The organism is Aeromicrobium sp. Sec7.5 (assembly GCF_036867135.1).
GTDB lineage: Bacteria > Actinomycetota > Actinomycetes > Propionibacteriales > Nocardioidaceae > Aeromicrobium.
Map to the genome: position 1 here is coordinate 275,768 of NZ_JBAJIJ010000002.1, position 26,403 is coordinate 302,170.

Annotated in this window: 22 protein-coding genes, 3 pseudogenes and 1 other annotated feature; of the genes and pseudogenes, 7 read left to right on the plus strand and 18 right to left on the minus strand. The window is 68.0% G+C overall.

All coding sequences use genetic code 11. The annotated features are described in order from the left end of the window. The first annotated feature begins 71 nt into the window (after positions 1 to 71). A complete protein-coding gene (ctaE, locus tag V6S66_RS14620; protein ID WP_442885936.1) occupies positions 72 to 710 on the plus strand; it encodes an aa3-type cytochrome oxidase subunit III in 639 nt (212 codons plus the stop codon). A 223-nt stretch (positions 711 to 933) separates the two neighbouring features. Here ctaE and V6S66_RS14625 read toward each other — a convergent pair whose 3' ends face one another. Further along, positions 934 to 1,311 (minus strand): DUF4307 domain-containing protein, encoded by a 378-nt coding sequence (locus V6S66_RS14625; RefSeq protein ID WP_334207525.1) that lies wholly within the window; start codon positions 1,309 to 1,311, stop codon positions 934 to 936. A 166-nt stretch (positions 1,312 to 1,477) separates the two neighbouring features. Here V6S66_RS14625 and mca point away from each other — a divergent pair, with 166 nt between their 5' ends. From mca to V6S66_RS14640, 3 genes are read left to right on the plus strand one after another with little or no spacing between them, the layout of a single operon-like run. Then, positions 1,478 to 2,149, plus strand: a complete 672-nt coding sequence (gene mca / locus V6S66_RS14630; RefSeq protein ID WP_334207839.1) for a mycothiol conjugate amidase Mca — start codon at positions 1,478 to 1,480, stop codon at positions 2,147 to 2,149. Between the two features lie 4 nt (positions 2,150 to 2,153). Continuing rightward, positions 2,154 to 2,441 carry a hypothetical protein gene (locus tag V6S66_RS14635; protein WP_334207526.1) on the plus strand — a complete coding sequence of 96 codons (288 nt, stop codon included), beginning with the start codon at positions 2,154 to 2,156 and terminating at the stop codon, positions 2,439 to 2,441. 9 nt (positions 2,442 to 2,450) lie between these two features. Next, a complete protein-coding gene (locus tag V6S66_RS14640) occupies positions 2,451 to 2,606 on the plus strand; it encodes a DUF255 domain-containing protein (protein WP_442885937.1) in 156 nt (51 codons plus the stop codon). Between the two features lie 12 nt (positions 2,607 to 2,618). On the opposite strand, the gene V6S66_RS14645 is transcribed toward V6S66_RS14640, so the two are convergent. From V6S66_RS14645 to V6S66_RS14710, 14 genes and pseudogenes are all read right to left on the minus strand, one after another. Further along, positions 2,619 to 2,813 carry a hypothetical protein gene (locus V6S66_RS14645; protein ID WP_334207527.1) on the minus strand — a complete coding sequence of 65 codons (195 nt, stop codon included), beginning with the start codon at positions 2,811 to 2,813 and terminating at the stop codon, positions 2,619 to 2,621. A gap of 11 nt (positions 2,814 to 2,824) precedes the next feature. Next, the gene (locus V6S66_RS14650; protein ID WP_334207528.1) at positions 2,825 to 3,106 is read right to left on the minus strand and encodes a hypothetical protein; all 282 of its coding nucleotides are present in this window, start codon (positions 3,104 to 3,106) and stop codon (positions 2,825 to 2,827) included. Positions 3,107 to 3,467: 361 nt separating this feature from the next. Beyond that, the gene (locus V6S66_RS14655; protein WP_334207529.1) at positions 3,468 to 4,112 is read right to left on the minus strand and encodes a hypothetical protein; all 645 of its coding nucleotides are present in this window, start codon (positions 4,110 to 4,112) and stop codon (positions 3,468 to 3,470) included. Then, on the minus strand, positions 4,109 to 5,545 hold the full coding sequence (locus V6S66_RS14660) for a type IV secretory system conjugative DNA transfer family protein (RefSeq protein ID WP_334207530.1): 1,437 nt from the start codon (positions 5,543 to 5,545) through the stop codon (positions 4,109 to 4,111). Before V6S66_RS14660 ends, V6S66_RS14655 begins: the two co-directional genes overlap by 4 nt. Further along, entirely contained in the window at positions 5,542 to 6,012 is a 471-nt protein-coding gene (locus tag V6S66_RS14665) for a hypothetical protein (RefSeq protein WP_334207531.1), read from the minus strand. Before V6S66_RS14665 ends, V6S66_RS14660 begins: the two co-directional genes overlap by 4 nt. A gap of 33 nt (positions 6,013 to 6,045) precedes the next feature. Then, positions 6,046 to 7,584, minus strand: coding sequence for a peptidoglycan DD-metalloendopeptidase family protein (locus V6S66_RS14670; RefSeq protein WP_442885938.1), 1,539 nt, complete (start codon positions 7,582 to 7,584; stop codon positions 6,046 to 6,048). After that, positions 7,584 to 9,101, minus strand: coding sequence for an ATP-binding protein (locus tag V6S66_RS14675; protein ID WP_334207532.1), 1,518 nt, complete (start codon positions 9,099 to 9,101; stop codon positions 7,584 to 7,586). Before V6S66_RS14675 ends, V6S66_RS14670 begins: the two co-directional genes overlap by 1 nt. Further along, on the minus strand, positions 9,101 to 10,609 hold the full coding sequence (locus V6S66_RS14680) for an SCO6880 family protein (protein WP_334207533.1): 1,509 nt from the start codon (positions 10,607 to 10,609) through the stop codon (positions 9,101 to 9,103). The genes V6S66_RS14675 and V6S66_RS14680 overlap by 1 nt, the downstream gene beginning before the upstream one ends. A gap of 36 nt (positions 10,610 to 10,645) precedes the next feature. Further along, a complete protein-coding gene (locus tag V6S66_RS14685) occupies positions 10,646 to 12,142 on the minus strand; it encodes a hypothetical protein (protein ID WP_334207534.1) in 1,497 nt (498 codons plus the stop codon). Between the two features lie 3 nt (positions 12,143 to 12,145). After that, positions 12,146 to 12,979, minus strand: coding sequence for a hypothetical protein (locus tag V6S66_RS14690; RefSeq protein ID WP_334207535.1), 834 nt, complete (start codon positions 12,977 to 12,979; stop codon positions 12,146 to 12,148). Between the two features lie 3 nt (positions 12,980 to 12,982). Next, a complete protein-coding gene (locus tag V6S66_RS14695; protein ID WP_334207536.1) occupies positions 12,983 to 13,276 on the minus strand; it encodes a hypothetical protein in 294 nt (97 codons plus the stop codon). Then, complete coding sequence (locus tag V6S66_RS14700) at positions 13,266 to 14,066, minus strand: hypothetical protein (RefSeq protein WP_334207537.1); 801 nt, start codon at positions 14,064 to 14,066, stop codon at positions 13,266 to 13,268. Before V6S66_RS14700 ends, V6S66_RS14695 begins: the two co-directional genes overlap by 11 nt. 98 nt (positions 14,067 to 14,164) lie before the next feature. Further along, positions 14,165 to 14,986 carry a hypothetical protein gene (locus tag V6S66_RS14705; protein ID WP_334207538.1) on the minus strand — a complete coding sequence of 274 codons (822 nt, stop codon included), beginning with the start codon at positions 14,984 to 14,986 and terminating at the stop codon, positions 14,165 to 14,167. A gap of 347 nt (positions 14,987 to 15,333) precedes the next feature. After that, positions 15,334 to 16,581 (minus strand): annotated as a pseudogene (locus V6S66_RS14710) (integrase core domain-containing protein); the annotation flags it as partial. Positions 16,582 to 16,712: 131 nt separating this feature from the next. Between V6S66_RS14710 and V6S66_RS14715 the strand changes: the two are divergent. After that, positions 16,713 to 17,939 carry an IS256 family transposase gene (locus tag V6S66_RS14715; RefSeq protein WP_334207539.1) on the plus strand — a complete coding sequence of 409 codons (1,227 nt, stop codon included), beginning with the start codon at positions 16,713 to 16,715 and terminating at the stop codon, positions 17,937 to 17,939. A gap of 48 nt (positions 17,940 to 17,987) precedes the next feature. Continuing rightward, positions 17,988 to 19,228, plus strand: a protein-coding gene (locus V6S66_RS14720) for an IS3 family transposase (RefSeq protein WP_334207540.1) whose coding sequence is annotated in 2 segments (ribosomal slippage) — positions 17,988 to 18,270 and positions 18,270 to 19,228 — 1,242 coding nt in all. Because the reading frame shifts where the segments join, the coding sequence is not laid out codon by codon here. Further along, positions 18,269 to 18,397 (plus strand) — a sequence feature (AL1L pseudoknot). Its footprint overlaps the gene before it by 129 nt. 444 nt (positions 19,229 to 19,672) lie before the next feature. On the opposite strand, the pseudogene V6S66_RS14725 reads toward V6S66_RS14720, so the two are convergent. From V6S66_RS14725 to V6S66_RS14735, 3 genes and pseudogenes are all read right to left on the minus strand, one after another. Beyond that, positions 19,673 to 20,920 (minus strand): annotated as a pseudogene (locus V6S66_RS14725) (integrase core domain-containing protein); the annotation flags it as partial. Positions 20,921 to 21,261: 341 nt separating this feature from the next. After that, positions 21,262 to 22,509 (minus strand): annotated as a pseudogene (locus V6S66_RS14730) (integrase core domain-containing protein); the annotation flags it as partial. 195 nt (positions 22,510 to 22,704) lie between these two features. Beyond that, positions 22,705 to 25,020: a hypothetical protein gene (locus V6S66_RS14735; protein WP_334207541.1), complete on the minus strand. Its 2,316-nt coding sequence runs from the start codon at positions 25,018 to 25,020 to the stop codon at positions 22,705 to 22,707. 175 nt (positions 25,021 to 25,195) lie between these two features. Between V6S66_RS14735 and V6S66_RS14740 the strand changes: the two genes are divergently transcribed. After that, positions 25,196 to 26,385, plus strand: a protein-coding gene (locus V6S66_RS14740; protein ID WP_334204730.1) for an IS3 family transposase whose coding sequence is annotated in 2 segments (ribosomal slippage) — positions 25,196 to 25,474 and positions 25,477 to 26,385 — 1,188 coding nt in all. Because the reading frame shifts where the segments join, the coding sequence is not laid out codon by codon here. The last annotated feature ends 18 nt before the right edge of the window (positions 26,386 to 26,403 follow it).

Genomic DNA, 26,403 nt, shown 5'->3' on the forward strand with positions numbered 1-26,403 from the left:
CGGTCGTCGCTGTAGACGAGGACTCGCAGGAGGCGGTCACTGGGCACGTTCGGATCGTACATAATGATGCCGTGGCGACTACTTCTGCGATCCCCGCGTCCCGACTTCATGGCCAGGAAGGCCGCCCGTCCATGGTGACGGTCGGCACGATCATCTGGCTCGCGAGCGACCTGTTGTTCTTCGCGGCCCTGTTCGCCGCCTACTTCACGGTCCGCAACGTCACCCCCGAGCTGTGGGCCCAGGAGACCGAGCTCCTGAACTTCCCGTTCGCCGCCACGAACACCTCGATCCTCGTGGCGTCGTCGATCACCTGCCAGCTGGGCGTGTTCGCCGCCGCGCGCGGCAAGGCTGGTCGCAGCGCCGGCATCCTCAACGTGCGCCAGTGGGGCATGCGCGAGTGGTTCATCCTCTCGTTCGCCATGGGCGCGGTCTTCGTGGCCGGCCAGGCCACCGAGTACGCCGAGCTCATCGAGCACGGCCTGACCCTCTCCTCGTCGGCCTACGGCAGCCTCTTCTACCTCGCGACCGGCTTCCACGGCATCCACGTCGTCGCCGGCCTGATCGCGTTCTTGCTCGTCGTCGGACGCACCTTCGTGACACGCAAGTTCACCCACGAACAGGCGATCAGCGCGATCGTCGTGTCGTACTACTGGCACTTCGTGGACGTCGTCTGGGTGGCGCTCTTCGCCTCCATCTACATCCTGCAGTGAGCAAGGCTCACCTAAGGAATCGCTGATCTATCCGGCGGGTCGGCTCGTGTCGATGCGCTGGTGTTGGTGGAATCGCGGGAGAATTGGGCATGCGCAGCGTGCAGTCTTCGTTCACTGACGTCGAGTACGGGAATCGTCGGCGGGTTTTTCGCCGTGAAGAGTTCCGGTCCCCGGCTCGACAACCCCCAGCAGAACCCGAGCGGTCCCACATACCGTCTAGCACTCAGCCGGTGACCTCGCACGAACGAATGACGCCCGTGACTGCCCTCTCGGTGGTGGTGAGGGTCAAGGGGTGCCGCACGATCTCCCGATCAGAGGCGGGGATGGTGATCGTCTTCTCACCGACGATCGAGTGATCGAGCGCCTGCGCGTAGACACTGCACGTGACCGCTGTGGGCTCCGGCCGGATGATCTCCAGCTCAAGGTCGATCTGGGTGTCGGAGACGACGTCGAACGAGTACACCTCGGTCGACACGGGGCGCGGCTGCAGCGCAATCCACGCCGCCCACGCCACCCCCAAGCTGATGCCGACGCCGGCGACGACCCACCACAACCAGCGCGGCGAGGTGCGGGTGCCGTAGCGATCGGTGAGGTCGGTCATGGGTCCAGTGTCTCATCAAGGTTCACCTGACCCGAGATACTGGCGGGTGGAGGAACGGCCGCGACTGATGCACGTGGCGACGTGCACCGGGGGCGAGCGCGGATCGATTCTGAATCCGAGCTTTCAGCACCCAGGCATCTAGGACGACCCCGATCTCATCACCGAGATCCGGCGCGAGGAGATGGAGCGCGCCCGCGACATCCTCGGCGTCACCCAGGACTGGCTCGGCTGGGTCGACTCCGGCTGGCCCGACGGCGACCCGAAGCCGCCCCTGCCGGAGGGCTGCTTCGCGCTGGTCCCACTCGAGGAGGCCGCGGCGCCGCTCGTGCGTCTCATCCGCTCGTTCCGTCCGCACGTCCTCACGACGTACGACGAGAACGGCGGCTACCCGCACCCCGACCACATCAAGTGTCACGAGATCAGCGTCTTCGCCTACGAGGCGGCTGCCGATCCTGAGCTGTACCCCGAGCTGGGGGAGCCGTGGCAGGTCAGCAAGCTCTACTACCAGGGTGGGTTCACCCGTGAGCGACTCGAGAAGGTCGGCGCCGCCATGGTCGCGCGCGGCCTCGAGAACCCGTACGTCGACTGGCTGAAGGACCGAGGTCCCAGGTCGGACCGCGGCGATCGCACCACGACGCGGGTCGAGTGTGCCGAGTACTTCCACGTCCGCGACGCCGCACTGATCGCACACGCCACGCAGATCGACCCGGACGGCTTCTGGTTCGCCGTGCCGCGGGAGGTCCAGACGGAGGCCTGGCCCACCGAGGACTTCGAGCTGGTCGACAGCAAGGTGCCCACGACCCTGCCCCAGGACGACTTGTTCGCAGGCCTACGCTGAACCCATGTACGACATCGCGAGCAGCGTGCTCGACGTCTCCGGAAGGGTGCTGGTCGCCGCCGGTGACCTGATCGTCGCCTCCGGTGAGCGCCGGGAGCTGGACCCCAACATCGTGAAGCCCGGCTGGGTCGCGCTCCTCATCTTCGTCGCCATGGCCGTCACGCTCGCCCTGCTGATGTGGTCCTTCGCGCGCATCTCGCGCCGCGCCCGTGACCCGTGGGAGGGCGAGGCCGCCGACGAGGGCGACCGCTCCCCCGACAGCCCGGCCGCCCAGCGCCGCGACGACGCCTGAGCCCAGCTCATGGCCAACCGCCTCGCTGACGCCCAGTCGCCATACCTGCAGCAGCACGCCGACAACCCGGTCGACTGGTGGGAGTGGACCGGCGAGGCCTTCGCCCTGGCCCGTGTGCAGGTTAGCGGCCTTCGGGGTCCACGACATCGCTGCAACCCTAATTGAACGGTATTGACGTTAGTCCCGCTCGACGCAGCGGCCCAAGGTGCGAAAGATCGTGCGCAACGACGGCCCCGCAACACCCAAATCCGTCAGCACCTGGACTGTATCGGCCTTTGACGTCGGCTCGATGATCCTGGCCAGCACCAACGCACGGAACGCGTCATCACCGACAGCATCGAAACCGAGCTGACTATAAATCTCGGTCAGCACATTCCATAAGGTCAACGCCGAGGTCCGCACCACCTTGTCGCCTCCAGCGACGGTGCGGGGACGCTCCGCCTCGGCACGTTGACTACGTCGTTGCCAGGGCGGGTCCAGTCAGCAACATCGTCGATGCTGACCTGCGCCTGGTCGAGCACACCAAGATCAAGAGACGCTTGCCCCTCGTGAAGCAGGTCGCGTGCCGCGTTCACCAAGAGCGTCAATTCGGCATCGGTATGCGCCGAACCGATGTGATCGCCCTCGACGCCGCCGAGGCGCTCACCGAGCGCGCACAGCAACACAACGCAAGCCTCCAGGTGGCCGGTTTCTGTCCGAGCCTCACCTCAACATCGCCGACAACCTCCGCCGCCTGGGCGCATTCGGCGCAGCCGCCGAGCACATCAAGAACGCCGACCAGCACACCTCCGCCCTATCGGAGGACGTCTAGGGCGACACGCTCCGCACGGCCATCAGCGAGGTCCAGCAGGCCATCGAAAACCGTGGCACCGAGCGCCGAGCATCCGCGCCCGGTGCAGCGCAGTGACGCAGAGGAATGCGCCACTGACGGTTGAAGACCGGCGCCGACTCGTCCAGCACGGCGATGACGGCTGATTTCTGCGATCACCGCAAGGAACCTGCCGGCGCTCATGGACGGCCAGCCCGTCAGTCCAGAAGTTCACCTGTCTGAGGGTCGACGACGCTGAGCCTGGGTGCCCCGGGCAGCGTCGCCGCCTGGCCCGGTTCGGTGCTCAGCGTGCGAAGGTCGCCGGCGTACGCCTCGGTGCGCCTCCGGACCTCCGGCTCGGAAACGTGGTTGAGGTACCGGCTTCGCGCTGGCCATTGGGAGTGCTGACGCTCGCAGTGCGACTGCATCCTCGCGCGCATGCGCTCGAGGAACGCGGGCAGCGTGTACCGGTGCCATTCCTCGATCGGGTCGCTGGTGAGCGCCTCGTGGGTGCGGTACCGCTGATCGGCCAGCACCGCGAGCTCGTGGATCAGGTGCGGGTGCCGTGGCCAGCATGGCGGGATGATCCCGGCCGGGTCGAAGACGTACTCATGGTTGATCCAGGCCGCGACGCGATCCAGCCACTTCCAGAGGTCAGTTCTCAGGACGGGGTCGGTGCACGTCGCTGGCAGCCATGGACGCGGAAGTGCGTTGAGATCGCCGAGCTCGGCGATCTGCGCTGGTGTGCCGTTGGCGGCGACCGCGAGCTCGCGGTAGGCCAGAGAGACCCGGGACGTGGGCTTCGGGAACGGCCAGATCAGGCTTTCGTCCTCGGCGGCGGGCACCTCGTGAGCTGTGCTCATGTGGGCCACCCGCCCAGACCTCGACGCTGCGACTCCACCAGCGCCGCCGTGGCGCGGGCGGCCGGGTCGATCCGGTGGTGACGAGCGGACTCGACCCGGGCTCGAGCGGCTTCCTGCGCGCGCAACAGCTCCCGACCGGGGGCGCCGTCGATGCAGCGGTGCAGCTTGGCCAGCACGGGCCGGCCGTTCTCGGCGATCACGAGCGCCTGACGTTGCTCGAGCTGACGAATCTCGGCGCCGGTCAGGATGGGGATCTCGTCGCTGCTGCTCGAGCGGCCGGCCATCGCACCGCTCTGCCAGTTGAACCGGGTCACGCGGACGGGTCCGAGCAGGTCGGAGACCTCCTGATTGAAGGAGACGTCCTTGGAGCCACCGAACAGGGCCAGTACGTTCGTCAGCCCGAACAGCGCTCGGGCTTCCTGCTCGCCGAAGATCGCCGCCAGCTGACGCCACGTCTGGGCCGCGTAGATGAAGGACAGACCGAGGGCGCGCTCGTTGGCCATGCGGGTGCGCAGGGTCGGCAGCGGCGCGGTCGACGGCAGCTCGTCGAGAACCGCCACCATCGGCGGGCACAGTCGCCCGTGGGGCGAGGAGTTCGCGAGCTCGAGGGCGGTGTCCAGGACGTGTTCGGCCACGGCGGTCATCAGCGGTGACGCCGACGCGTAGGGGTCTTCTCGGCCGAGGAGGTAGATCGTGCCGCCGCGACTGATGATGTCCGCGACGTCGGTGGCTCGCCTCCCCCGCCCGGGGACGCACCGGCGCCGGATGTCGCCTTGGAAGAACAGCGACATCGCCTGCTGGACGGTCGTCGCGGTGTTGCCCGCGGTGCGGTCGTCACCGCGCAGCGCCCCCTGCAGGAGCCCGTGCCAGAACGGAGCGGCGTGCGGGTGCTCGCGCAGGATCTCCTCGGGCTCGGTCGCGGCGCGCGGGTTGGCGACCCATTCCAGGACGTCGTCGAGGCCGCGACCACTGAGAGCTGCGGCGTGAAAGAACGCCTGGATGACCTTGGACGCTTCGGCGGCGTAGAACCGTGCGGCGTCGTCGGTGTGGGAGGAGCCCTTGACCGTGCCGGCGGTGAACGCCTTTGCTCGACGTTCGGCGAGCATCGGGTCGACGCACCCGGCGACCGGGTCGAAGACGAACTCCGGCAGCCCGGGCGCGAGACCGAACGGATCCAGCACGGCGCAGGGGCGGTCATCGGCGCTGCGGGCGTCGATCGTCAGCAGCAGGTCCTCGACCTTGGTCATCGTGACCAGCGCGGCGCCTGGGGCGCCCAGCAACGCCGGCACCAAAATATCGAGCGTCTTGCCCGAACCCTGCGGGCCGATGACGCCGGTCGTGCGGTCCCACGGCACCCACAGCTCCTTGCCGGTGCGTGGCTCGTGGGCCTTGCCGAGCTTCCATCCGACTTGTGTCGGGTCGAATGTCTTCATCGCCGGCCCCTTCCTGGTGCGGTGTGCAGATCGGGTCGCACGATGTGGGCGTGCTTGCGCAGCCGGGTCAGACCGAGGACCTGGTCGACCTCGGCGGGCGTGGCCATGCCCTTGATGCGCCCCGACCCGAAGCGGCGCAACGTCAGCACCGCAGCCCACGTCGTGGCCACGAGGACGACGATCTCGAGGAGGATCACCCAGACAATGACCGAGGTGCCGGAGGCATGGTTGGCCGGGACCTCGGCCAGCCCGGCAGTCGGGTTACCGGTCAGGGTCGCCGGCAGGCTGGTGAAGATCGCCCGCGACTCCGGGAACGCCCACGGGGACCCGGAGAACCAGTTCGCGATCGCCCTGGCCACGTGCACGGTCAGGACCAGCACGAAGCTGACGACGATCGTGACCCCCACGGGGATCTCCCACGACCACGGGTAAGGGTTGGACCGACGGTCCTGCTGCAAGTTCGCCATACCTGGTCAAGCCACGAGGCTCGGCCCGGGTGGTCACTGGGCCGGCGGGTCGACGTTTCCGACGCGCCAGATTTCGTAGATGTTCTTGCCCGAGGAGCTGTAGGGGAAGTTCCCGATGCCCGTCTTGGTGCTGCGAGCGTCGATCGTGGTCTGGGTGGCGGGGTCGTTGACGATCACGACGTGGCCGACCTGGTTCGGGCCCAGGTAGGAGTCCCAGAAGATCAGGTCACCGGGTTGTTCCTGGCCGGGCTCCACGCGGAATCCGTTGCCCTGGGCGAGCCAGTCGCGCTGCGTGCCGGCGGTTCGGGGCATGTTGATGCCGATCTGCTTGAACGCCATCTGGACCAGGCCGGAGCAGTCGAACCCGGCCGGGCCGGTGCCGCCGAAGATGTAGGGCTTGCCGGCCTGAGCGTTGGCCCACGTAAGCACGATGGCCGCGCGGGGGCCGGCCAGCGGCGACAGGTTGGGGTTGCCGTTGCCGCTGCCGTCGCCGCAGTTCTCGACGGCGCCCATGACGGTGCCGCCGCCGTAGGCGTGCGCGTAGGTCAGGACGTCGTTGACGTACCAGTCGGCGTGGTTGTAGGCGAAGATCGCGTCCCGCACGCCCTGCTCTCCCTTGGAGACGTCGCTGGCAGTCAGGTAGTTCGCGGCCGAGTAGATGCTGTCGGCGGTGTTGGTGATGTCGGCGCGCCCGTCGCCGTCGCCGTCGACGCCGTACTTGGCGAACGTGGCCGGCATGAACTGCATCGGTCCCTGCGCGCCGGCGCTGGAGACGCTCCTCAGCGCGCCGTGGCGGGTCTCGATCATCCCGACCGCCGCCAGCACCGTCCAGGGCATGACGTACTTGTCAGCCGCGGCGACGTAGAGCTGGCGCATGTTCTCGGGGATGGGTGCTGCCGGTGTGTGTGATGAGTGCTTGACCGGTGTGCCCGGCGCCGGCAGAGGGAAACCGATCCCGGCGCTGGCGTCTTCGACGGCAGGCGGAGGTGCCGCGACGGTCTCGACCGGCTGGCGCCCGTCCAGGACGACGCCCTGAGCGGCCATCCACGGCTTGGGGTCGATCGCCTGTCCGTTCTGTCGGACCTCGAAGTGCAAGTGGGCGCCGCTGACGTCACCGGTAGCGCCCTCGACCCCGACCGGTGTGCCGGCCTGCACGCTCTGACCGACCGTGACTGACGGCGTGTGCGCCAGGTGCCCGTAGCGGGTCTGGATGCCACCCCCATGGTCGATGAGGACCTGGTTGCCGTAACCGCCGCGCCACCCGGCCTCGACGACCGTGCCGCCGGCGGCCGCGACGATCGACTTGGAGCCCGTGGCCACCAAGTCGAGCCCGTCGTGGTTCTTGCGCACGCCCTGAGTCGGGTGGATCCGGCTGCCGAACGGACTTGTGACCTTGTACGGGCCAGCCATCGGCGGCCGCCAGCTGCCGGCGGTCACCGCGACCGGTCCCCCGCACGACGTCGACGCGATCGCCGCTGGTGCGATCGCGCCACCGGCGATCAGCGCCACGGCGACCAGCGGCATCACGAGCACGGCCACGATGGCTATGCCGACCCACCCCGCGGACTTCATCAGGCTGCGCCGGCGAGGTTCTCGTTGGTGAACGTCAGCTGGTGCTCGGCCGGGTGAAGCACGGTCTGCACCTGGTACAGCTGATCGCCGACGCCCCAGAGAGCACGCCCCTTGCCCTGCATGCCCCACCCCGTGACGAGGTTCCGGGCGATCTGACCGAGCCCGAGCAGCTGCTCGAGCTCGTTGGCGACGCCCTGGTCCTGGCCGTGGAGGATTTTGATGTCGACCAGGTGCAAGAGGTCCTTGGCGATGGTCTGGGCCTGGCTGCCGGCGCTGCCGGCGCTCAACAGGTCGGATGGCTTGTGGGCGACGGCGAACTGGATATCGCCGTCGCTGCGCGACAACCGCAGGTCGGCATCGAAGCTCTTGACGGCCTCGACGCCGAGGCGCAGCTGCTTCCAGGACTCATCGCGCACCACGACGCGCATGTCACCGGGGGCCGCGAGCTCGCGCATCCCCCGGCCCCACGAGTTGAGGCACGTCAGCGCGATCCCGGTCGCTTCCTCACCCAACGGCTCCAGACGAGAAAGGCTGAGCGACTGGATCGGGGCAGTCCAATCGATGTCGATGTTGGTGTGGTCGTCGAACAGGCCAGCCAGCGCACCCGTGACCAGCTGGGCCAGCGCATCGCGCAACAGCCGAGTCTCGTCGAGGAAGTGACGCTCCGACTCGTACCGGGTCAAGGCGACCAGCTCGGGGGTCGGACTGTCGAGCAGGTGCCACAGCTCGGCGATCGTCGTTTCCTTCAGCCGGGTGCTGGCTCGGTCGTAGCCGGTGAGCGTCTCCAGCGCCCGCTTGATGACCACTTCGTCGGAGGGGCCGAACGGCACGTGCTGGGCGCCGACCTTCTGCGATCCGACGAGCCCCCGCACGAGGGTCAGCCACCTGGAGAACACCACGGCAGAGCGCTCCTTCGCCTCGGTGGCGTCCAGCTGGTCCCATCCCTGCCCGAGCGGGCCGAGAGCGAGCGGGTTTATGCGCGTCGACATGCCGGGGCCGATGCTGAACGGCTCCACCCCGAATGCTCGGCAGAGCGGCTCGTACTCGTCCTTCGGGTCGCCCAGGATCAGGGTGCGATACCCGAAGTCCATCATCCGCAGGCAGAACGCCTTGGTCGTGGCGGACTTGCCGCGACCGGGCTTTCCGAAGCTCATGATGTTGGGGTTGGTGACCGGGACCCGGTCGTCGAGCACCCAGCCCATCGGGTCGGCGTAGAACGCCGCACCGGAGAGCTGGTCAATGCCCATCTGCGCGCCGGTGGGCGGCAGGCCGGGTGTTGAGATCCACGGCCACAACGCCGGCGTCTGCTCCGAGGTCATCTGCCACTGCAGGACCGGAGCGCGGCTCGCCGACCAGCCGCGGTCGCGCTGGAAGCGTCCGGCGCGAGGGGCGGGACGGAACAGGCGAGGCTCCTTGGTCGCCTCCTCGACCACCGCGGCGGCCGGCAGCTCGTGACCGAAGTCCGACAGAAGCCGGCCGATGTCACGGCCCCCGACGCCCCCCAATCTGGTGCCCATCAGTTCGTCCCCCTGGCCAGCGACACTCCGAGCGGGATCGTCGAGGCCGCGAAGGCCACGTCCTGGGCCAGGTCGAGTCGCAGCGGCGACAACCCGGCGCGCCTGATCGAGGAGTCCAGACGGCGGCCGGCTTCACCGGCGCGCACTGTCTTGGGCACGGTCACCGTGGCCACCGCGTACGGCTGGGTCAGAGCACTGCCCTTGGCCAGCTTCTCGTCGAGTCGCCGCACCTTCTTGGCTTCCTCACGGTCGCGCGCGTTTTGCTTGACCTTGCCCTTCTCCCGCAGGGCGTCGGCCATGTCCGCACCAAACTCACTGTTGCGGGCCTTGGTCTCGGCGCGCGCCTGATCGAGGATCGGGAACGAGACCACCAGGCTGCGTCGCTCGCCCGGTTCGGTGGGAGTGATGATCGGCGCGAGCGCGCCCATCAGCATGCCCTTGTCGGGCAGCTTCAGCGTCGAGGAGACCGAGTTCCAGGCGTCGTGCGAGTAATGCCGCACGACGCTGTCGGCACCGGACGGCCCGGCCAGGGCCCACGGCACGTCGGCGTTGACCCGGGTGTCGCGAGCGGCCGCGTCGAGTGCGTTGACGATGCTCGCGCGATCACCGGGGGCGAACCCGGTCCGGCAGGCGGCCGCCAGTGCCGGCGAAGTCAGCCAGCTCACCTCGGTCATTCCGACCGAGGACTTGAGCTGCGCCTCGACTTCCCCGGCGAGCATGTACAGGCTCTGAGCGCGCCCAGCCAGGCCACCGCCGGCCTCCTTGGCCTCCTTGGCCAGGCGGCCCTCCGGCACCACGAACGTCACGAACGCCTCGGTGCGCACCGAACCGCTCGAGAGCGCCTCCTGAAGCTCGTCGTTGACCCGGCGAGCCAGCTGTGGACCACCGTCACGGCGGTGCTTGCTGACCCACTGGATGCGCTCGGCTCCGTCGTCGGGGACCGTGCGGATGGTGACCAGCAGCTCGTCGATGAGCTCGGTTCGCGCGCTCATCTCGATCAGTTCGGCCAGCCCCAGTCCGTGCCGGTGGCGGGTCGACGGGTCGGCCATGCCGATCCCGGGATGCACGATCGCCGCTGTCATCGCCCAGGTGCGGGTCGCGTGGTTCTGGATGATCGCCAACCGTGCCTGCTGCGGACCGCGCGGGGCGCCCTCGTGGATCTCGACACCGCTGAGCGGGCCCGGGAGGTCAGGAACCGCCAGCGCTGTCGCCTGGCCGCGCGCAGCCCTCGAGCGGAACCGGGTCCGTCCCGCCATCGTCCCGAACGTGAAGGACGCCAGCGAGACCAGCCACGCCGTCGCGGAGCGGCCCTTGACCGGCACGACGATCAGCGCGATCGTCAGGGCGGCGAGAAAGGCCAGCGCGAGGAACTCCAACACGGCCCCTCGCGAGAGGGCGATGATGGCCGGGAACACGGCGGCGATCACGGCGCCGACCTGGAGCCCGGAGAGTCCGAGGAACCAACCGATCCGTGCTCGGCCGTAGTCGTTGTAAATGGTCGCGGTCATGGTGTCCTGCTTTCGTTGGTCGTTGTCGGGAAGGGGTCAGGCCACCGGGGGGATCCCGCCAGCGGCCGCGGCACCGCCGCCACCGGCTGCGCCACCGCCCGCGGCACCACCGCCCGCGGCACCGCCGCCACCACCTCCGCCTGCGGGTGCGCCACCGCCGCCTGGCGCTCCCCCACCTCCGGGAGGCTGCGAGCTGGGCGGGCTCGGCGGTGTCGGCGGCGCGGGAAGCTGCCCGCCCCCACCGCCCTGCGAGGAGTTGCCTCCGTCGCCGTCGGTGTCGGCGGTGTCGCGCTGGTCAGGGTTGAACTGACGTGACCCGCCCTGTTGGTCGGGGAAGTAGTCGCCACTGCCGACCGCGGTCTGGTTCATCTCGTCGGCGCCGACGGACGCGAGCTTGCCCGAGGCCGAGGTGAGCGCCTGGATGCCCTGCCCGTACGCGCCGAGCGTCTTGCTGATGCCGCCGGTCATTCGCGCTGAGGTCGCGTCGCTGCCCTGCTGTTCGCCCTGCGACTGTCCCGAGTCCGATGACGACGAGGCCGCCGAGCTCTGCCCGCCGCCGGACTGGCCACCGAGCAGTCCCCCGAGTCCGCCTGCGGCGTCGAGGCCGGCGCGCATGGAGGCGCCGCTGCTCGTGCCGGGGTCGACGAAGGCCAGGAGACGGAACAACACGACCGGAGATCCGACCGAGATGACGATGATGACCACGGCCGGAAACGCCGTCCCGATCATCTTCTCGGTCGAATCGGCTAGCCCCTGGCCGACCCCGGCGGTCAGCTGGACGCCGATGCCGAGAATGAGGACGCTCAGGACCGGGGTCAACGCTGCAGCGTGGAACCAGCGCACCGACTTCCAGAACCACGCCTTACCCGACTCCGAGACCAACCCGGCCGCCGAGATCACCGATGTGCCGCCCAGGATCAGTAGGGCGACCGCACGCATGAGCATGATGACGAAGTGGCCGATCGCCGCGACCCAAAGAAACAGCCCCATGACACCCATCGCCGTGGCGAGGGCGACTTGAACTGAATCCGAGACAACGAAACCGAAGCCGAACCCGAGTGGTTGCCACTCGTTCCAGTTGTCGATGTTCAGCATCGACTTCATCAGGGCTTTGGTCAGTCCTCCAGCCGCGGCGACGATGGCCACGGAGTACGCGATCCAGCAGAACCAGACGCCGACGAACTGACCGGCGCCGAGCAGGACCCGTCCCAGGCTCTTGCCGTCGCGCCGGAACACGGCCACGCCGATCTGCGCCACAGCCATGAGGGTGACGAGGGTGGCCGCGACCCAGAACGTGGTCTTGTAGACCCCGGCGGCGGGACCGTTCTCGCTGAGGTCGGGGGTCATGAAGTAGTCGACCGCGCTGAGGCACAGGCGCAGGATCCACAGCCCGGAGTCGAAGATGGCCCACATGATCCCCACCCAGGCGTTGGCTGCGGCCTCCCCGATGGCGTCTCCGGCGATACCGAACGGGTTCAGGGGTCCCAGGAAGTCCAGCGGTCCTTGGGCAGGTTGCACGAGGGCGGTACGCATGGGTCAGTCCTTCTGCTCGAGGGTGCGCCAGCCCGCGTCGAGGCTGCGCTGAGAATCCGGCCAGGTCGACGGGGCCACGGCCGGAGTGGTGCCGGCGGCGATCTCCCAGCGGGTGCCGTCCCACTGCATCCGTTCGCAGTGGCCGAACCCGAAACGGGTCTCCTGGGCCAGCGAGATCTGCACGTCCAGCAGGACGCACGCCAGGACCCAGTCGTCGCCGTCGGTGCCCTTGACCTGACCGGCGACCGGGATGGCGCTGGTCTCGATGGAGGGGTCGCCGTTGGTGGTCCCGGCTGAGGCGTGGAAGGCCTGGATCGACTGAGCGATCGGCCACGAGAGGTAGTCCGCCGCGGGGTCGGACCATGCCTCGAAGACGAAGCGTGCGGCGTCGGTGTCCATCGGGGGAAGCGCCGCGGTGACGATCGACGTCAGCTGGGCCACTGCCCCTTCCGGGGTGTGGGGGTAGCCGGTGGGCACGTCAGCGGTGCCGGTGCCGGTGGCCCCGGGCATCGTCAACGTCTTGGCCGGCTCGAGAGAGGGCGCGGCGGGGCGAAGGTCGGCCTCGGTGATCTCGAGCATCGGCGCCGCCGCGACGGCGTCGCGGTAACCCTCCCCGCGGACGCCGTCGGGCCCGGCCGGGAACTCCTCGGCGAGCTCGGCGTCAGGTGAGTCGGGCTCGGTGGCCGAGGCCACGATGCGTACCGTGGCGTATCCCAGGCCGAGCACCAGGAGCACCGCCAGCGCCACGGCGCCGGCGAGCAGGGCCTGCAGTCGCTGACGCGACCACGGCTCGATCACCGCCGCCGGCGCCGGGCTCTTGCTTCGCTTGGCGAACATGGCTCAGACGCAGCCGTCGCCGAGGATCGCCTGCAGCATGCCGGGGATGATCAGCAAGGCGATCGCGCTGATCATGACCACCACGACGGAGATGACTCCGACCTTGGAGGCGTGCGCCATCGCGAACATGCGGCCACCGACGACTGCGCCGATTCCGACGAGCGCGGCGAGACCCATCATGATGATGACTCCCCACATGACGTAGCCCTGCACCTGGTCGACGTGGACCTGGGCACCTGGCGGAGCGATGGGGCAGACCTGCGTCACGAGCTGGCTGCCGAAAGACTTAACGGACATGAGAGTTTCCTTCCAGAGGGTGAGTAACAGCGGTGAGAACCGACTTCGCCGCCCGCAGGACTGCGGGAGGTAGGGGGGCGCGATCCAGGCCGGAGATCGCGAGGTGGCGGTCGTACGGGAGCGTGTGGAGCCGCCCGTGTTGCGCCAGCTGGGTCACCGCGCCCGTTGCGGCGGTGGTGACGGCCTTGGGCCACTTCTTGCGGTCGGGGCCGATGACGACCACGTGAACGTCGTCGTCGTCGCGTCCGCACACGCCGAGGGCGGTGTCGAGGGCGCGCATGCCGGGCGCCGTGGCGGTCGTGGTCAGCACCAGCGGGTGTGAGGCGAGTGCGTCGCAGATCCACGAGCTCGACGACACGACTCGGGTCAGGTCCCACCCGGCGTCGACGACCGTCAACGCACGCTCGGTCGGCGCCGGAGCCGGGACGGCCTCGGGACGCTCGTAGGAGCTGGTCGTCCGCTCGATCTGCACCTGGTCGCGGTGCCCCTGGCGCCACCCGGTCTCGGTCACGCCGAGCTCGGCGGTGGTGGCGTCAGCCAGCCCGGTGGTGTGCATCGGTCCCGCCTCGACCAGGCGCACTTCGATGCCGGCGGCTTCGGCGATCGCCGTGGCGGCGATGGTGGCGCCCACACGTGCAGCAGCGCCGGCGACGACCAGGACAGGTTCGGCGGGGTCCCACTCCTCGGCCACCGCGGCGCGGGTGCGGCGCTGCCCGGGGAACCCGGTTCGGAAGTCACCTGCCTCGAGCGCGGCGGCCGCTCGGCGCAGCTCGTCGACGGAGTACGCCATCAGAGACCGCCCGTCAGTCGCCGACGTCGCACGATTTCGTCGTTGGCAGACATGCTCATCACCTCGGGAGCCAAGGCCTCGCGCCGACCGTCGGGTGGTCAGGCTGACGCCAGGTACGACGTGACTGAGTACTCGGTCAGTTGATCGATGCAACGCCGGAGACGACGTCGGACCGTGCGCTCACTAACCCCGAGACGCAGACTGATCGCTGAGGCCGCGGCCCTGTTCCCAAGTCCGCACGCTTCGCGTCGTGACCCCACACCAGACGTGCACTCGACCTGATCGGTGATCAGTGCGATGTCCAGAAGCATGCGTCCGTCCGCAGGAGTGATCACTCCTGCAGCAGTGGCGTCCTGCAAGAGATCCAGCAGTTCGTCGGCGGCACAGGTTTGAGTGATCGGAGAGGGGGCGACCACCGCCTCCCATCCGCCCCATTGCGGGCTCCACGTCGAGGTTGCAGACCATGCCCTGTCAGCTCGCCGACCTCCTTCACCCAGCCCGAGTTCCGCCTGCACCGCGCGCCGCGTCGTGCGAAGGACGCGCGCCGCAATCGGAGCTTGACGCTCCGGATCGACCTCGCGGCATGCAACCCAGAGTGCACCTGCTGTCAGCTCATGAGCCGCACTCGTACGGTCGCGTACCTGGCGAGCGATAGACGATGCGCCCGGCACCAGAAGCCACGCCAGGACGGTGGTCGCGAGTGGATCGTCGTGCCCGTGGGGCGAACTCAGTCGAGCAAGTGCGCGCAGCACGTCGTCGGTGCGCGGGTCTCGGCGCCAGGTCCATGCTGGAAGGTCGTCGACCTGGAGGCCGATATCGAGATCGGGCTCGACTCGAATCCATTCCTCCCAACGCTCTCGTGCCTGGCGAATTGCCGGGGCCGAGGTCGATCCGACTCCGAGGGCAGTGGCGACGTTCATTGCATTTCCTTCCTTGCTGCGGACAGCAAGGAACGAACCGCGAGGACATCACCTCTTTCGTACCCCCCACGCCCCGAAACGAGGGGGGTACGTAGGGGGTACGTCCACGTTTGCGCAGGTCAGAGCACGTACCCCCGAAGGTTGAAAAAACTTTTGTGATGTCTCAGGACATCGGTGACATTTCTGCCTCAGGACTCCGGTGACGGTCGATGTGTCGGGACATCGGTGACAGCCGGCGGATGTCTCAGGAGATCGGTGACGATCTCGTTGGCTCTCGGGGTATCGGTCGCTTCGCTCTGGTCGGGGACTCTGGTGATGATCGGGCTTGCGCGCAGCTGGTCGGATCTGACGTAGCTGATACCGGGTGCCGGCCAGTCGGCTTCGGCGATGTAGGTGCCCTCGTGGTCGAAGAACTCGAGGGTCTCGGAGTGGTAGAGGACGTAGACGGTCTGTCCGGCGTACTGGCGGCCGATGAAGAACTCGATCTTGCGAGCGCGGATGGTGCCGTTGTGGCGCACGGTCGTGCTGCGCGGTGCGTCTGATGCGGTCGCCGGGCGGTAGGGCTTGCGTCGGCCGGGAGCTGGCGACGGCGGTGCTGTGGGCTTCGGCCTCGTCGCGCTGATGGTGCGCAACGCGCCAGGGTTGCTGAGCGGTGGTTCCGCAACGGGGGTGGCGTCCCAAGCCTCCTGCGGCGTGATTCGTCCGGGCAGGCCCTGGTGCGGGCGCTGGGTGTTGTAGACGTAGTCGAACTGGTCGACTTGCGCCTGCAGCTGCGTCAGCGTGGTCGCCAGCGGCTGCTTGTCGAGCCACCGGAACAGGGTCTGATGGAAGCGCTCGTTCTTGCCCTGGGTGGTGGGCTTGTACGGCTTGCCCGTGATCGGCTCGACGCCCAGGGCTCTCAGGTGGATGACCAGCCGGCCCAAGACGCCGCGTCGTGACGGGTTCAACGCGCGCCCGTTGTCGGACAGAAGCCGTTGCGGGACGCCGTAGATAGCGACGGCCTTGTTGACCACCTCGATGGCTGCCGCCGAGGTCTCACCGTGGGCTACGTGGGAAGCGACAGCAAGCCGGGAGTGGTCGTCGATGAGCTGGAAGATCACGCACTTGCGACCGCCCGCCAGCACGTACTCGGTGGCGTCGAGCTGCCAGCACGCGTTCGGGGCCGGATAGACGAACCTGCGCCAGGCGGACCGCGGCTTCTTCTTCGGCTCGGCCCGGGCCACACCTTTGGACCGGAAGATTCGGGCCAGCGAAGCGACCGACGGCACCGGCGTCATGCCCAGGGCGAGCATCTTGTCGTGGACGCTGATCGGGCCGTAGTCCAGGCCGGAGGACTCCAATGCCACGCGCACGCCGAGGGCTTGAGCCTGGATCTCCTCGGGGATCTGGGTCGGGGACGTCAACGGCCGGCGTGATCGTGGTTCCAACGCCGCCGCCTGGCCCTCGGTCCTGGCACGGGCCAAGATCGCGTAGAACGTCTTGCGCGAGATCTGATGCTCGGCGCAGAAGCTGGTCACCGCCCCACGCGGCGCGCCGGCAGGCCACAGTGAGATCGCAAGACGGATACGGGCATCGACAGGTTCGTTTCTGGACACCGGTGAAGTCGAGCGGCCAGGTGACGTCCCGGCTGGTGGTGTAGTTCCCGGTGTTGGCCTCGATGAGGTGAGCCATCGTGCGATGGTCAGTGAGTACCGACCAAGGAACTCACAGAAAGACACAACGCACGATGGCTCTTGACCAGTCTGCCCTCCTCGAGCTGCTCGGGGAACTCAAGGACACCGATGTCACCGATCGGATCCGGATCGCGACGCAGAAGCTCTACCAGGAATTGATTGATGCCGAGGCCGCGGCGGCGATCGGCGCGGCCCCGTTTGAGCGGACTCCCGAGCGGGTGACGCAACGTAATGGCAGCCGGCCGAAGACGGTCACGACGACGGCCGGTCAGTTGGATCTGCGGATCCCGAAGCTGCGTGCCGGTTCGTTCTTTCCCTCGCTGCTCGAACGACGCCGTCGGGTCGACCAAGCGCTCTTCGCGGTGGTGATGGAGGCCTACGTTCACGGCGTCAGCACCCGCAAGGTCGACGACCTCGTCCGGGCGCTCGGTGCTGACACGGGTATCTCGAAGTCCGAGGTCTCACGGATCTGCGTCAATCTCGACGAGGACGTCGCCGCGTTCCGAGAGCGCCCGCTCGATCAGATGGCCTATCCGTATGTGTTCGTCGATGCGACCTACTGCAAAGCCAGAGTCGGCCGGCGGGTCGTGTCCCAGGCGATCGTGGTCGCGGTCGGCGTCGCCGCTGACGGCCGCCGTGAGGTCCTGGGATTCGACGTCGGAGACACCGAGTCCGAACCGTTCTGGACCGACTTCTTCCGCTCCCTGAAGGCCCGCGGCCTGTCCGGGGTCCAGCTGGTCGTCTCCGACGCCCACACCGGCCTGATGGCCGCGATCAGCACCTGCTTCGCCGGCGCTGCCTGGCAACGTTGCCGGGTCCACTTCATGCGCAACGTCCTCGCGCGAGTGCCCAAGGTCGCCGGCCCGATGGTCGCCGCGATCATCCGCACGATCTTCGTCCCACGCGGCAAGCGAGAGCTGGTCCGGGCCCAGTTCGACGAGGTCGTCACCATGCTCACCCGCTCCCATCCGGCGGTCGCGGACATGCTCGACGACGCCCGCGAAGACCTCCTCGCGTTCGCGGAGTTCCCACCAGGGCACTGGCAGCAGATCTGGTCGACCAACCCGCTGGAACGGTTGAACAAGGAGATCAAGCGCCGCACGAACGTCGTCGGCGTCTTCCCCAACCCCGCGGCCCTGCTGCGGCTCGCTGGACACGTCCTGATCGAGCAACACGACGAATGGGACAGCGCCGACCGCCGCTACTTCAGCGAGAACTCCATGAAGCTCCTGACCGCCGCATCCATCGAGCTCGAGGAGGTGGGCATCGCCGCGATCTGAATCGCCCCGGGATGTCTGGAGAGTCCTTTCGTTGGAAGGATGATCTTCATGGCACGTCCCTCGAGGTATCCGCTTGAGTTGCAGGAGCGCGCGGTCCGGATGGTGATCGAGTCTCGGGCTGAGTATGAGTCGGAGTACGCGGCGATCAAGTCGATCTCGGCCAAGCTCGGGATCACGTCGCCGGAGTCACTGCGCAAGTGGTTGCGGCGGGCTGAGGTCGACGATGGTGTCCGCCCTGGCAAGACGTCCGAGGAGCTGGCGGAGATCCGTGAGCTGAAGAAGGAAGTCGCTGAGCTGCGGCGGGCGAACGAGATCTTGAAGAGCGCATCGGCTTTCTTCGCGGCGGAGCTCGACCGCCCCTACCGGCACTGATCGAATTCATCGAGTCCCGCAAGGGTGAGTTCGGGGTCGAGCCGATCTGTCGCGTGCTGAGTGAGCACGGGTTGAAGATCGCCCCGTCGACTTACTACGACAACGTCTCGCGGCGACCGTCGAAGAGGGCGCTGCGTGATGGGCAGATCGTCGCGCTGATCGAGGCCGAGCGACAGCGGCAGAAGTTCGTGGCCAGGTTCGGTGCGCGCAAGATGTGGTTGCACTTGCGAGGGCGCGGACATGACGTCGCTCGGTGCACGATCGAGCGTCTCTATCGCCAGCAGGGCTGGGAAGGGGCACGGCGGCGCAAGAAGCACCGCACCACGATTGCCGACCCGTCAGCACGTCGGCCGGCGGATCTGGTCGATCGTCAGTTCCTCGCGACGCGGCCGAATCAGTTGTGGGTCGCGGACTTCACCTATGTCGCGACCTGGTCCGGGACGGTCTATGTCGCGTTCGTCTTCGACGTCTTCAGCCGCCGGATCGTGGGCTGGCGGGCAGCCACGAGGATGAAGACCGACCTGGTCTTGGACACCCTCGAGCACGCGATCTGGACCCGCTCCCAGGGCGGGGTCACCGACCTGACCGGGCTGATCCATCACACCGACGCCGGCAGTCAATACGTCTCGTTCGCGTTCACCGAGCGGCTCGTCGAGGCCGGCGTCGACCCCTCGGTCGGATCTGTCGGCGATGCCTACGACAACGCGTTGGCCGAGTCCCAGATCGGGCTGTTCAAGTCCGAGCTGATCCGCCCCGAGGGTCCCTGGCGGGGCCTGGAGCACGTCGAGCTCGAGACCCTGAACTGGGTCGACTGGTTCAACAACGAGCGCCCGCACGAATCGATCGACGACCTGACACCCGTCCAGGCCGAGGAAGTTCACTACGCTGCAAGAAACCGGCTCACGCCGACCGGCTGAGCCACCAAACCGACCCTCCAGACTCGCCGGGGCGATTCAATCGACGCGGCCTAGACTCGCAACCACTGACCCGCACGGTGTCGAGAAACTCCACCACACAGCGGGACGTCACCGAGCGGCCAGCCCTCCGCGCCGATGAGCCGGGCCATCCCCGGCCAAAGTGTCACCGCCAAGACCCCTACTTCAGTCACCGATGTCCTGATGCAGAACCGTCACTGCTGTCGTGAGACATGGCAGTTGAAAAAACTTTCTGTGATGTCTCAGGACATCGGTGACATTTCTGCCTCAGGACTCCGGTGACGGTCGATGTGTCGGGACATCGGTGACAGCCGGCGGATGTCTCAGGAGATCGGTGACGATCTCGTTGGCTCTCGGGGTATCGGTCGCTTCGCTCTGGTCGGGGACTCTGGTGATGATCGGGCTTGCGCGCAGCTGGTCGGATCTGACGTAGCTGATACCGGGTGCCGGCCAGTCGGCTTCGGCGATGTAGGTGCCCTCGTGGTCGAAGAACTCGAGGGTCTCGGAGTGGTAGAGGACGTAGACGGTCTGTCCGGCGTACTGGCGGCCGATGAAGAACTCGATCTTGCGAGCGCGGATGGTGCCGTTGTGGCGCACGGTCGTGCTGCGCGGTGCGTCTGATGCGGTCGCCGGGCGGTAGGGCTTGCGTCGGCCGGGAGCTGGCGACGGCGGTGCTGTGGGCTTCGGCCTCGTCGCGCTGATGGTGCGCAACGCGCCAGGGTTGCTGAGCGGTGGTTCCGCAACGGGGGTGGCGTCCCAAGCCTCCTGCGGCGTGATTCGTCCGGGCAGGCCCTGGTGCGGGCGCTGGGTGTTGTAGACGTAGTCGAACTGGTCGACTTGCGCCTGCAGCTGCGTCAGCGTGGTCGCCAGCGGCTGCTTGTCGAGCCACCGGAACAGGGTCTGATGGAAGCGCTCGTTCTTGCCCTGGGTGGTGGGCTTGTACGGCTTGCCCGTGATCGGCTCGACGCCCAGGGCTCTCAGGTGGATGACCAGCCGGCCCAAGACGCCGCGTCGTGACGGGTTCAACGCGCGCCCGTTGTCGGACAGAAGCCGTTGCGGGACGCCGTAGATAGCGACGGCCTTGTTGACCACCTCGATGGCTGCCGCCGAGGTCTCACCGTGGGCTACGTGGGAAGCGACAGCAAGCCGGGAGTGGTCGTCGATGAGCTGGAAGATCACGCACTTGCGACCGCCCGCCAGCACGTACTCGGTGGCGTCGAGCTGCCAGCACGCGTTCGGGGCCGGATAGACGAACCTGCGCCAGGCGGACCGCGGCTTCTTCTTCGGCTCGGCCCGGGCCACACCTTTGGACCGGAAGATTCGGGCCAGCGAAGCGACCGACGGCACCGGCGTCATGCCCAGGGCGAGCATCTTGTCGTGGACGCTGATCGGGCCGTAGTCCAGGCCGGAGGACTCCAATGCCACGCGCACGCCGAGGGCTTGAGCCTGGATCTCCTCGGGGATCTGGGTCGGGGACGTCAACGGCCGGCGTGATCGTGGTTCCAACGCCGCCGCCTGGCCCTCGGTCCTGGCACGGGCCAAGATCGCGTAGAACGTCTTGCGCGAGATCTGATGCTCGGCGCAGAAGCTGGTCACCGCCCCACGCGGCGCGCCGGCAGGCCACAGTGAGATCGCAAGACGGATACGGGCATCGACAGGTTCGTTTCTGGACACCGGTGAAGTCGAGCGGCCAGCCCTCCGCGCCGATGAGCCGGGCCATCCCCGGCCAAAGTGTCACCGCCAAGACCCCTACTTCAGTCACCGATGTCCTGATGCAGAACCGTCACTGCTGTCGTGAGACATGGCAGTTGAAAAAACTTTCTGTGATGTCTCAGGACATCGGTGACATTTCTGCCTCAGGACTCCGGTGACGGTCGATGTGTCGGGACATCGGTGACAGCCGGCGGATGTCTCAGGAGATCGGTGACGATCTCGTTGGCTCTCGGGGTATCGGTCGCTTCGCTCTGGTCGGGGACTCTGGTGATGATCGGGCTTGCGCGCAGCTGGTCGGATCTGACGTAGCTGATACCGGGTGCCGGCCAGTCGGCTTCGGCGATGTAGGTGCCCTCGTGGTCGAAGAACTCGAGGGTCTCGGAGTGGTAGAGGACGTAGACGGTCTGTCCGGCGTACTGGCGGCCGATGAAGAACTCGATCTTGCGAGCGCGGATGGTGCCGTTGTGGCGCACGGTCGTGCTGCGCGGTGCGTCTGATGCGGTCGCCGGGCGGTAGGGCTTGCGTCGGCCGGGAGCTGGCGACGGCGGTGCTGTGGGCTTCGGCCTCGTCGCGCTGATGGTGCGCAACGCGCCAGGGTTGCTGAGCGGTGGTTCCGCAACGGGGGTGGCGTCCCAAGCCTCCTGCGGCGTGATTCGTCCGGGCAGGCCCTGGTGCGGGCGCTGGGTGTTGTAGACGTAGTCGAACTGGTCGACTTGCGCCTGCAGCTGCGTCAGCGTGGTCGCCAGCGGCTGCTTGTCGAGCCACCGGAACAGGGTCTGATGGAAGCGCTCGTTCTTGCCCTGGGTGGTGGGCTTGTACGGCTTGCCCGTGATCGGCTCGACGCCCAGGGCTCTCAGGTGGATGACCAGCCGGCCCAAGACGCCGCGTCGTGACGGGTTCAACGCGCGCCCGTTGTCGGACAGAAGCCGTTGCGGGACGCCGTAGATAGCGACGGCCTTGTTGACCACCTCGATGGCTGCCGCCGAGGTCTCACCGTGGGCTACGTGGGAAGCGACAGCAAGCCGGGAGTGGTCGTCGATGAGCTGGAAGATCACGCACTTGCGACCGCCCGCCAGCACGTACTCGGTGGCGTCGAGCTGCCAGCACGCGTTCGGGGCCGGATAGACGAACCTGCGCCAGGCGGACCGCGGCTTCTTCTTCGGCTCGGCCCGGGCCACACCTTTGGACCGGAAGATTCGGGCCAGCGAAGCGACCGACGGCACCGGCGTCATGCCCAGGGCGAGCATCTTGTCGTGGACGCTGATCGGGCCGTAGTCCAGGCCGGAGGACTCCAATGCCACGCGCACGCCGAGGGCTTGAGCCTGGATCTCCTCGGGGATCTGGGTCGGGGACGTCAACGGCCGGCGTGATCGTGGTTCCAACGCCGCCGCCTGGCCCTCGGTCCTGGCACGGGCCAAGATCGCGTAGAACGTCTTGCGCGAGATCTGATGCTCGGCGCAGAAGCTGGTCACCGCCCCACGCGGCGCGCCGGCAGGCCACAGTGAGATCGCAAGACGGATACGGGCATCGACAGGTTCGTTTCTGGACACCGGTGAAGTCGAGCGGCCAGCCCTCCGCGCCGATGAGCCGGGCCATCCCCGGCCAAAGTGTCACCGCCAAGACCCCTACTTCAGTCACCGATGTCCTGATGCAGAACCGTCACTGCTGTCGTGAGACATGGCAGTTGAAAAAACTTTCCGAGAGGCCTTGCCGCATAAGCTCAGAACGCTCCGAGGGGCACGAAATCAGATCGCGCGACGCAGCAGAGCCGGGTGATCTTGCAGGACAGCGGCGGTCCTGGCGGGCATGTCGGTGGGGGCGTCGCCGTCGTCGCTGCGGTTGCAGATCTGCTCACGAACGAGTCGGACGGCCTCGTCGGTGTGGCCCTCGGCCTCGAGCACCGCAGCTAGGTCAAGGCGCGACATCTCCTCGTCGGGAGCGGCCATCAACGCGGTCATGACCGCCGTCCGAGCCGACTTGATGTCGCCACGGGTGAGCATCTCGATGACGACCATGTGAGCGACGTCGGCGATCGCGCAGACCGCGTGCTGGTCCAATCGCACGCCCCCGTACATCCACCCCCACCCGCCCGCACGGAGCTGATCGAACGGCTTGCCGGTGACCAGGCCGAGCGCCCTCACGAGGTCGTCGACGCCGTCGGGTCCACGGCTCTCACCACGGGTCCGCAGCCGCCGGAACAGCTCGAGGTCGATCAACGCGTCGGCGACCTGATAGACGCCGATGCCCCGGTAAGCGGCGGCCGGCGCTTCGCGCGCATCCGGGAGATACTTCGCCCCGGTCGACGGGTCGGAGCCGAGCCAGTCACGCAGGCGGCCGACGTCGGTGCGGGTGCGTGCCGGGGTGATGTCGAACGCCTCCGCGACCTCGTCGGTCGTGGCCCCATAGGGGCGCGTGGCGATGTAGGCGAACATCTCGCTGTAGAACGGCCGGCGCTTGGCCGGGGACGTCCCGACGGCCCGTGCCGACACCGGGCCCAGCAGGGTCAGACGGGGCCGCAGCACCGCCTCGGAGTTCCACTCCTCCAGGTCGGCGTCGAGTCCTGGGTCGGCGTCAGCGACCTGGTCGCGGGTGCGAAGGGACACCTTCGGCGCGAGCCGGCTCAGGTCGTCCTCGGTCGTCGTGGCGGTCGACCAGTAGGTCTCGTCGGGCTCGGGCAGGATCGACTCCGCCGGTTCGATCGCGACCGCCGAACGCTCGATGCGGTGCTCATCGCGCAGGGCGCCGGTCGTCGTCATGAGGTCGGCCCACGGGTCCTCGCCCTCGAGCTCGGGAGCGGGCTCGTCGATGGTGACCTCAACGTGCGTCAACAAAGTGGCGCACCCGCCGGCCTCAGCAGCAGTCAGGCCGACACCGTCCAGCCGCAGGTTCACAGCAGGCACCGTGAGACGACCGAACGCGTCGACGACGACCTCCATGCCCTGGTCGGCGCGCTCAGCGGTCACCACCAGCGAACTTCCGGTGCGGCCGCGCTGCGACTCCACAAGGCCGGCGAACTGGTCGAGCTCGTCGACGTCGGCAGGGCCACCGACGATCACCAGGCGCGACGGCCACGCGTCGGGATCGGTGCCCGCCGCGCGGGCAGCCGAAGCGTCACAATCGCCGGTGGTCTCCAGACGGGTGGCGGTGTTGACCGCCGTGGCGACGGCCTCGGCCGCGGCGCGGGCGTAGTCGTCGTGGCAGCTGATCCGCTCGGGGTTGATCGGGGCCAGCTCGCCGGCGATGCCCAACAGGTCCAGTGCGGTGTGGCGCGACCAAGGGTTGCACGCGATCTCGGCGGCGACGTAACGGGCGAAGTCCTGCCCCTTCTGCGGGTCACCGGTCACGGTGACCGCCTGGCCCTCCAGGTTCAGCAGCCAGATCCCCTCGTCGGCGTCGGTGCCGATGGTCACCAACAGCGGCCACGGGCACGGGTCGTCGAGCGGGTCGGGTCCGACTGAGTCCAGGTCGGTCGACCTGTCGAGGATCCACAGCAGGGAGTCCTCTGAGGTCGTCCACGGCTGCGGTGCGACGGCCGGCGTGCGCAGGTGGAGGGCGATGTCGGCGGGGGTGATCTCGATGGCCGCGATGCCGGGGATCTGTTCGTTCGCGACGCTCAGATGGGCGGCGGTGCGGCGCAGGACCTGGTCGACCAGCACGATCAGGTCGACCGGTTCGGCCCCGGCCGTAGCGATCGACCGTTCAGCCTCGCGCGCGATCGTCGTGGGCATGGCCAGCACGAGACCGGGCCGGCGTGAGCGGTGCTGGGTGCTGCGCCGCTGGCGCAGCACCAGCAGAAGCCCACCGGCCAATAGCGCACCCCCGCACGTCATCGACGGCCAGACCCAACCAGGCAGGCAGCTGTCGTCAGCCTGGTCAGTCTCGTTCGGGACCGTGTCCAGCTCGCCGTGGTCGGCCGGCGCCGGCGTGGTGGTCTGCGGGGAGGGAGGCGGCGGCGCCGGGCTTTCCGGCACGGCTCCCTCCGAGCCCGCCGTGACCCCGGTGGGCGCGAGAACCTCGGGCACCGAATCGGGCACCGGCTCGGGCCCGAAGTCGTCCGGCACGACGACCTCGGGCGCCGGTGCACTCTCGGGGGCGGGCTCCGGTTCGGGGGCGGGTGAGGTCTGGGGCGTCTCGGCCGCGGGTGGCGCCCCCGGAAGGTCGAGGACTTGGGACTGCCCCCGGTTTGGTTGACACCTGACGTGTGAGGATTCGTTCCTCGCAGGAGAGGATGTCGCCATGCCAGCGCCCTATCCCAAGGAGTTCCGCGACGATGTCGTGGCTGTGGCCCGTCAGGGCCAGGCTCCGTTGTCGCAGATCGCCAAGGACTTCGGGATCTCTGAAGGGACCCTGTCGAACTGGTTGAAGAAGGCCGACATCGAGGACGGTCACCGGCCCGGGCTGACCGAGGCCGACCGTGCCGAGCTGCGTGAGGCCAAGAAGCGGATCCGGCTGCTCGAGCAGGAAAACGAGGTCCTGCGGCGGGCTGCGGCGTATCTGTCGCAGGCTAATCTGCCGGGAAAATAGCCTTCCCGCTCGTCCGCGAGATGGCCGCGGCCGGCGCCCCTGTTCGGGTGCCGGTCGCGGTGGCGAGCAGGGTCCTGGGGCTCTCGACCCAGGGGTACTACAAGTGGCTCAAGGACCCCGTCAGCCAGCGTGACTTCGACGACGCGCACCTCATCGACGTGCTCTACGACCTCCACGAGGACGACGCCACGTTGGGCTACCGGTTCCTGACCGACGAGCTCGCCGATGAGCACGGCATCACTGTCGGTGAGAACCGCGTCCACCGGCTCTGTCAGGTCGCTGGCATCACCGCCTCGCACCACAAGAAGCGGTCCAAGGCCGGCAGCACCGGGCCGCCGCCGCACGACGACCTTCTGGCCGTGGTCGACGAGCACGGTGTCGTCCGGCACGAGTTCGTCGCCGACGCCCCGAACAAGGTCTGGCTCTGGGACATCTCCGAACACCCCACCCGCGAAGGCAAGCTCTACATCTGCGCAATCAAGGACGTCTTCTCCAACAGGATCGTCGGCTACTCCATCGACACCCGGATGAAGGCATCGTTGGCGCAGTCGGCGATGCGCAACGCGATCGCGCTGCGCGCACCAGAGGCCACGGTGTGTCATTCGGACAGGGGCGGTCAATTCAGGGCCAAACGCACCCAGGCCCTCTTGGCCAACCATGGGCTGGTCGGCTCGATGGGCCGCTCCTACGGCGCCGGGGACAACGCGAGCATGGAGAGCTTCTTCGCCCTCCTGCAGAAGAACGTCCTCAACACCCGCCGCTGGGACACCCGCGACGAACTCCGCCTTGCGATGGTCCGCTGGATCGAGACCAAGTACAACCGACGACGCCGACAACGCGCCCTCGGCAAGCTCACCCCGACCGAGTTTGAGATGATCTACACGACCGCAACCGCGGCCTAATCAGCACAAACCCCGAGT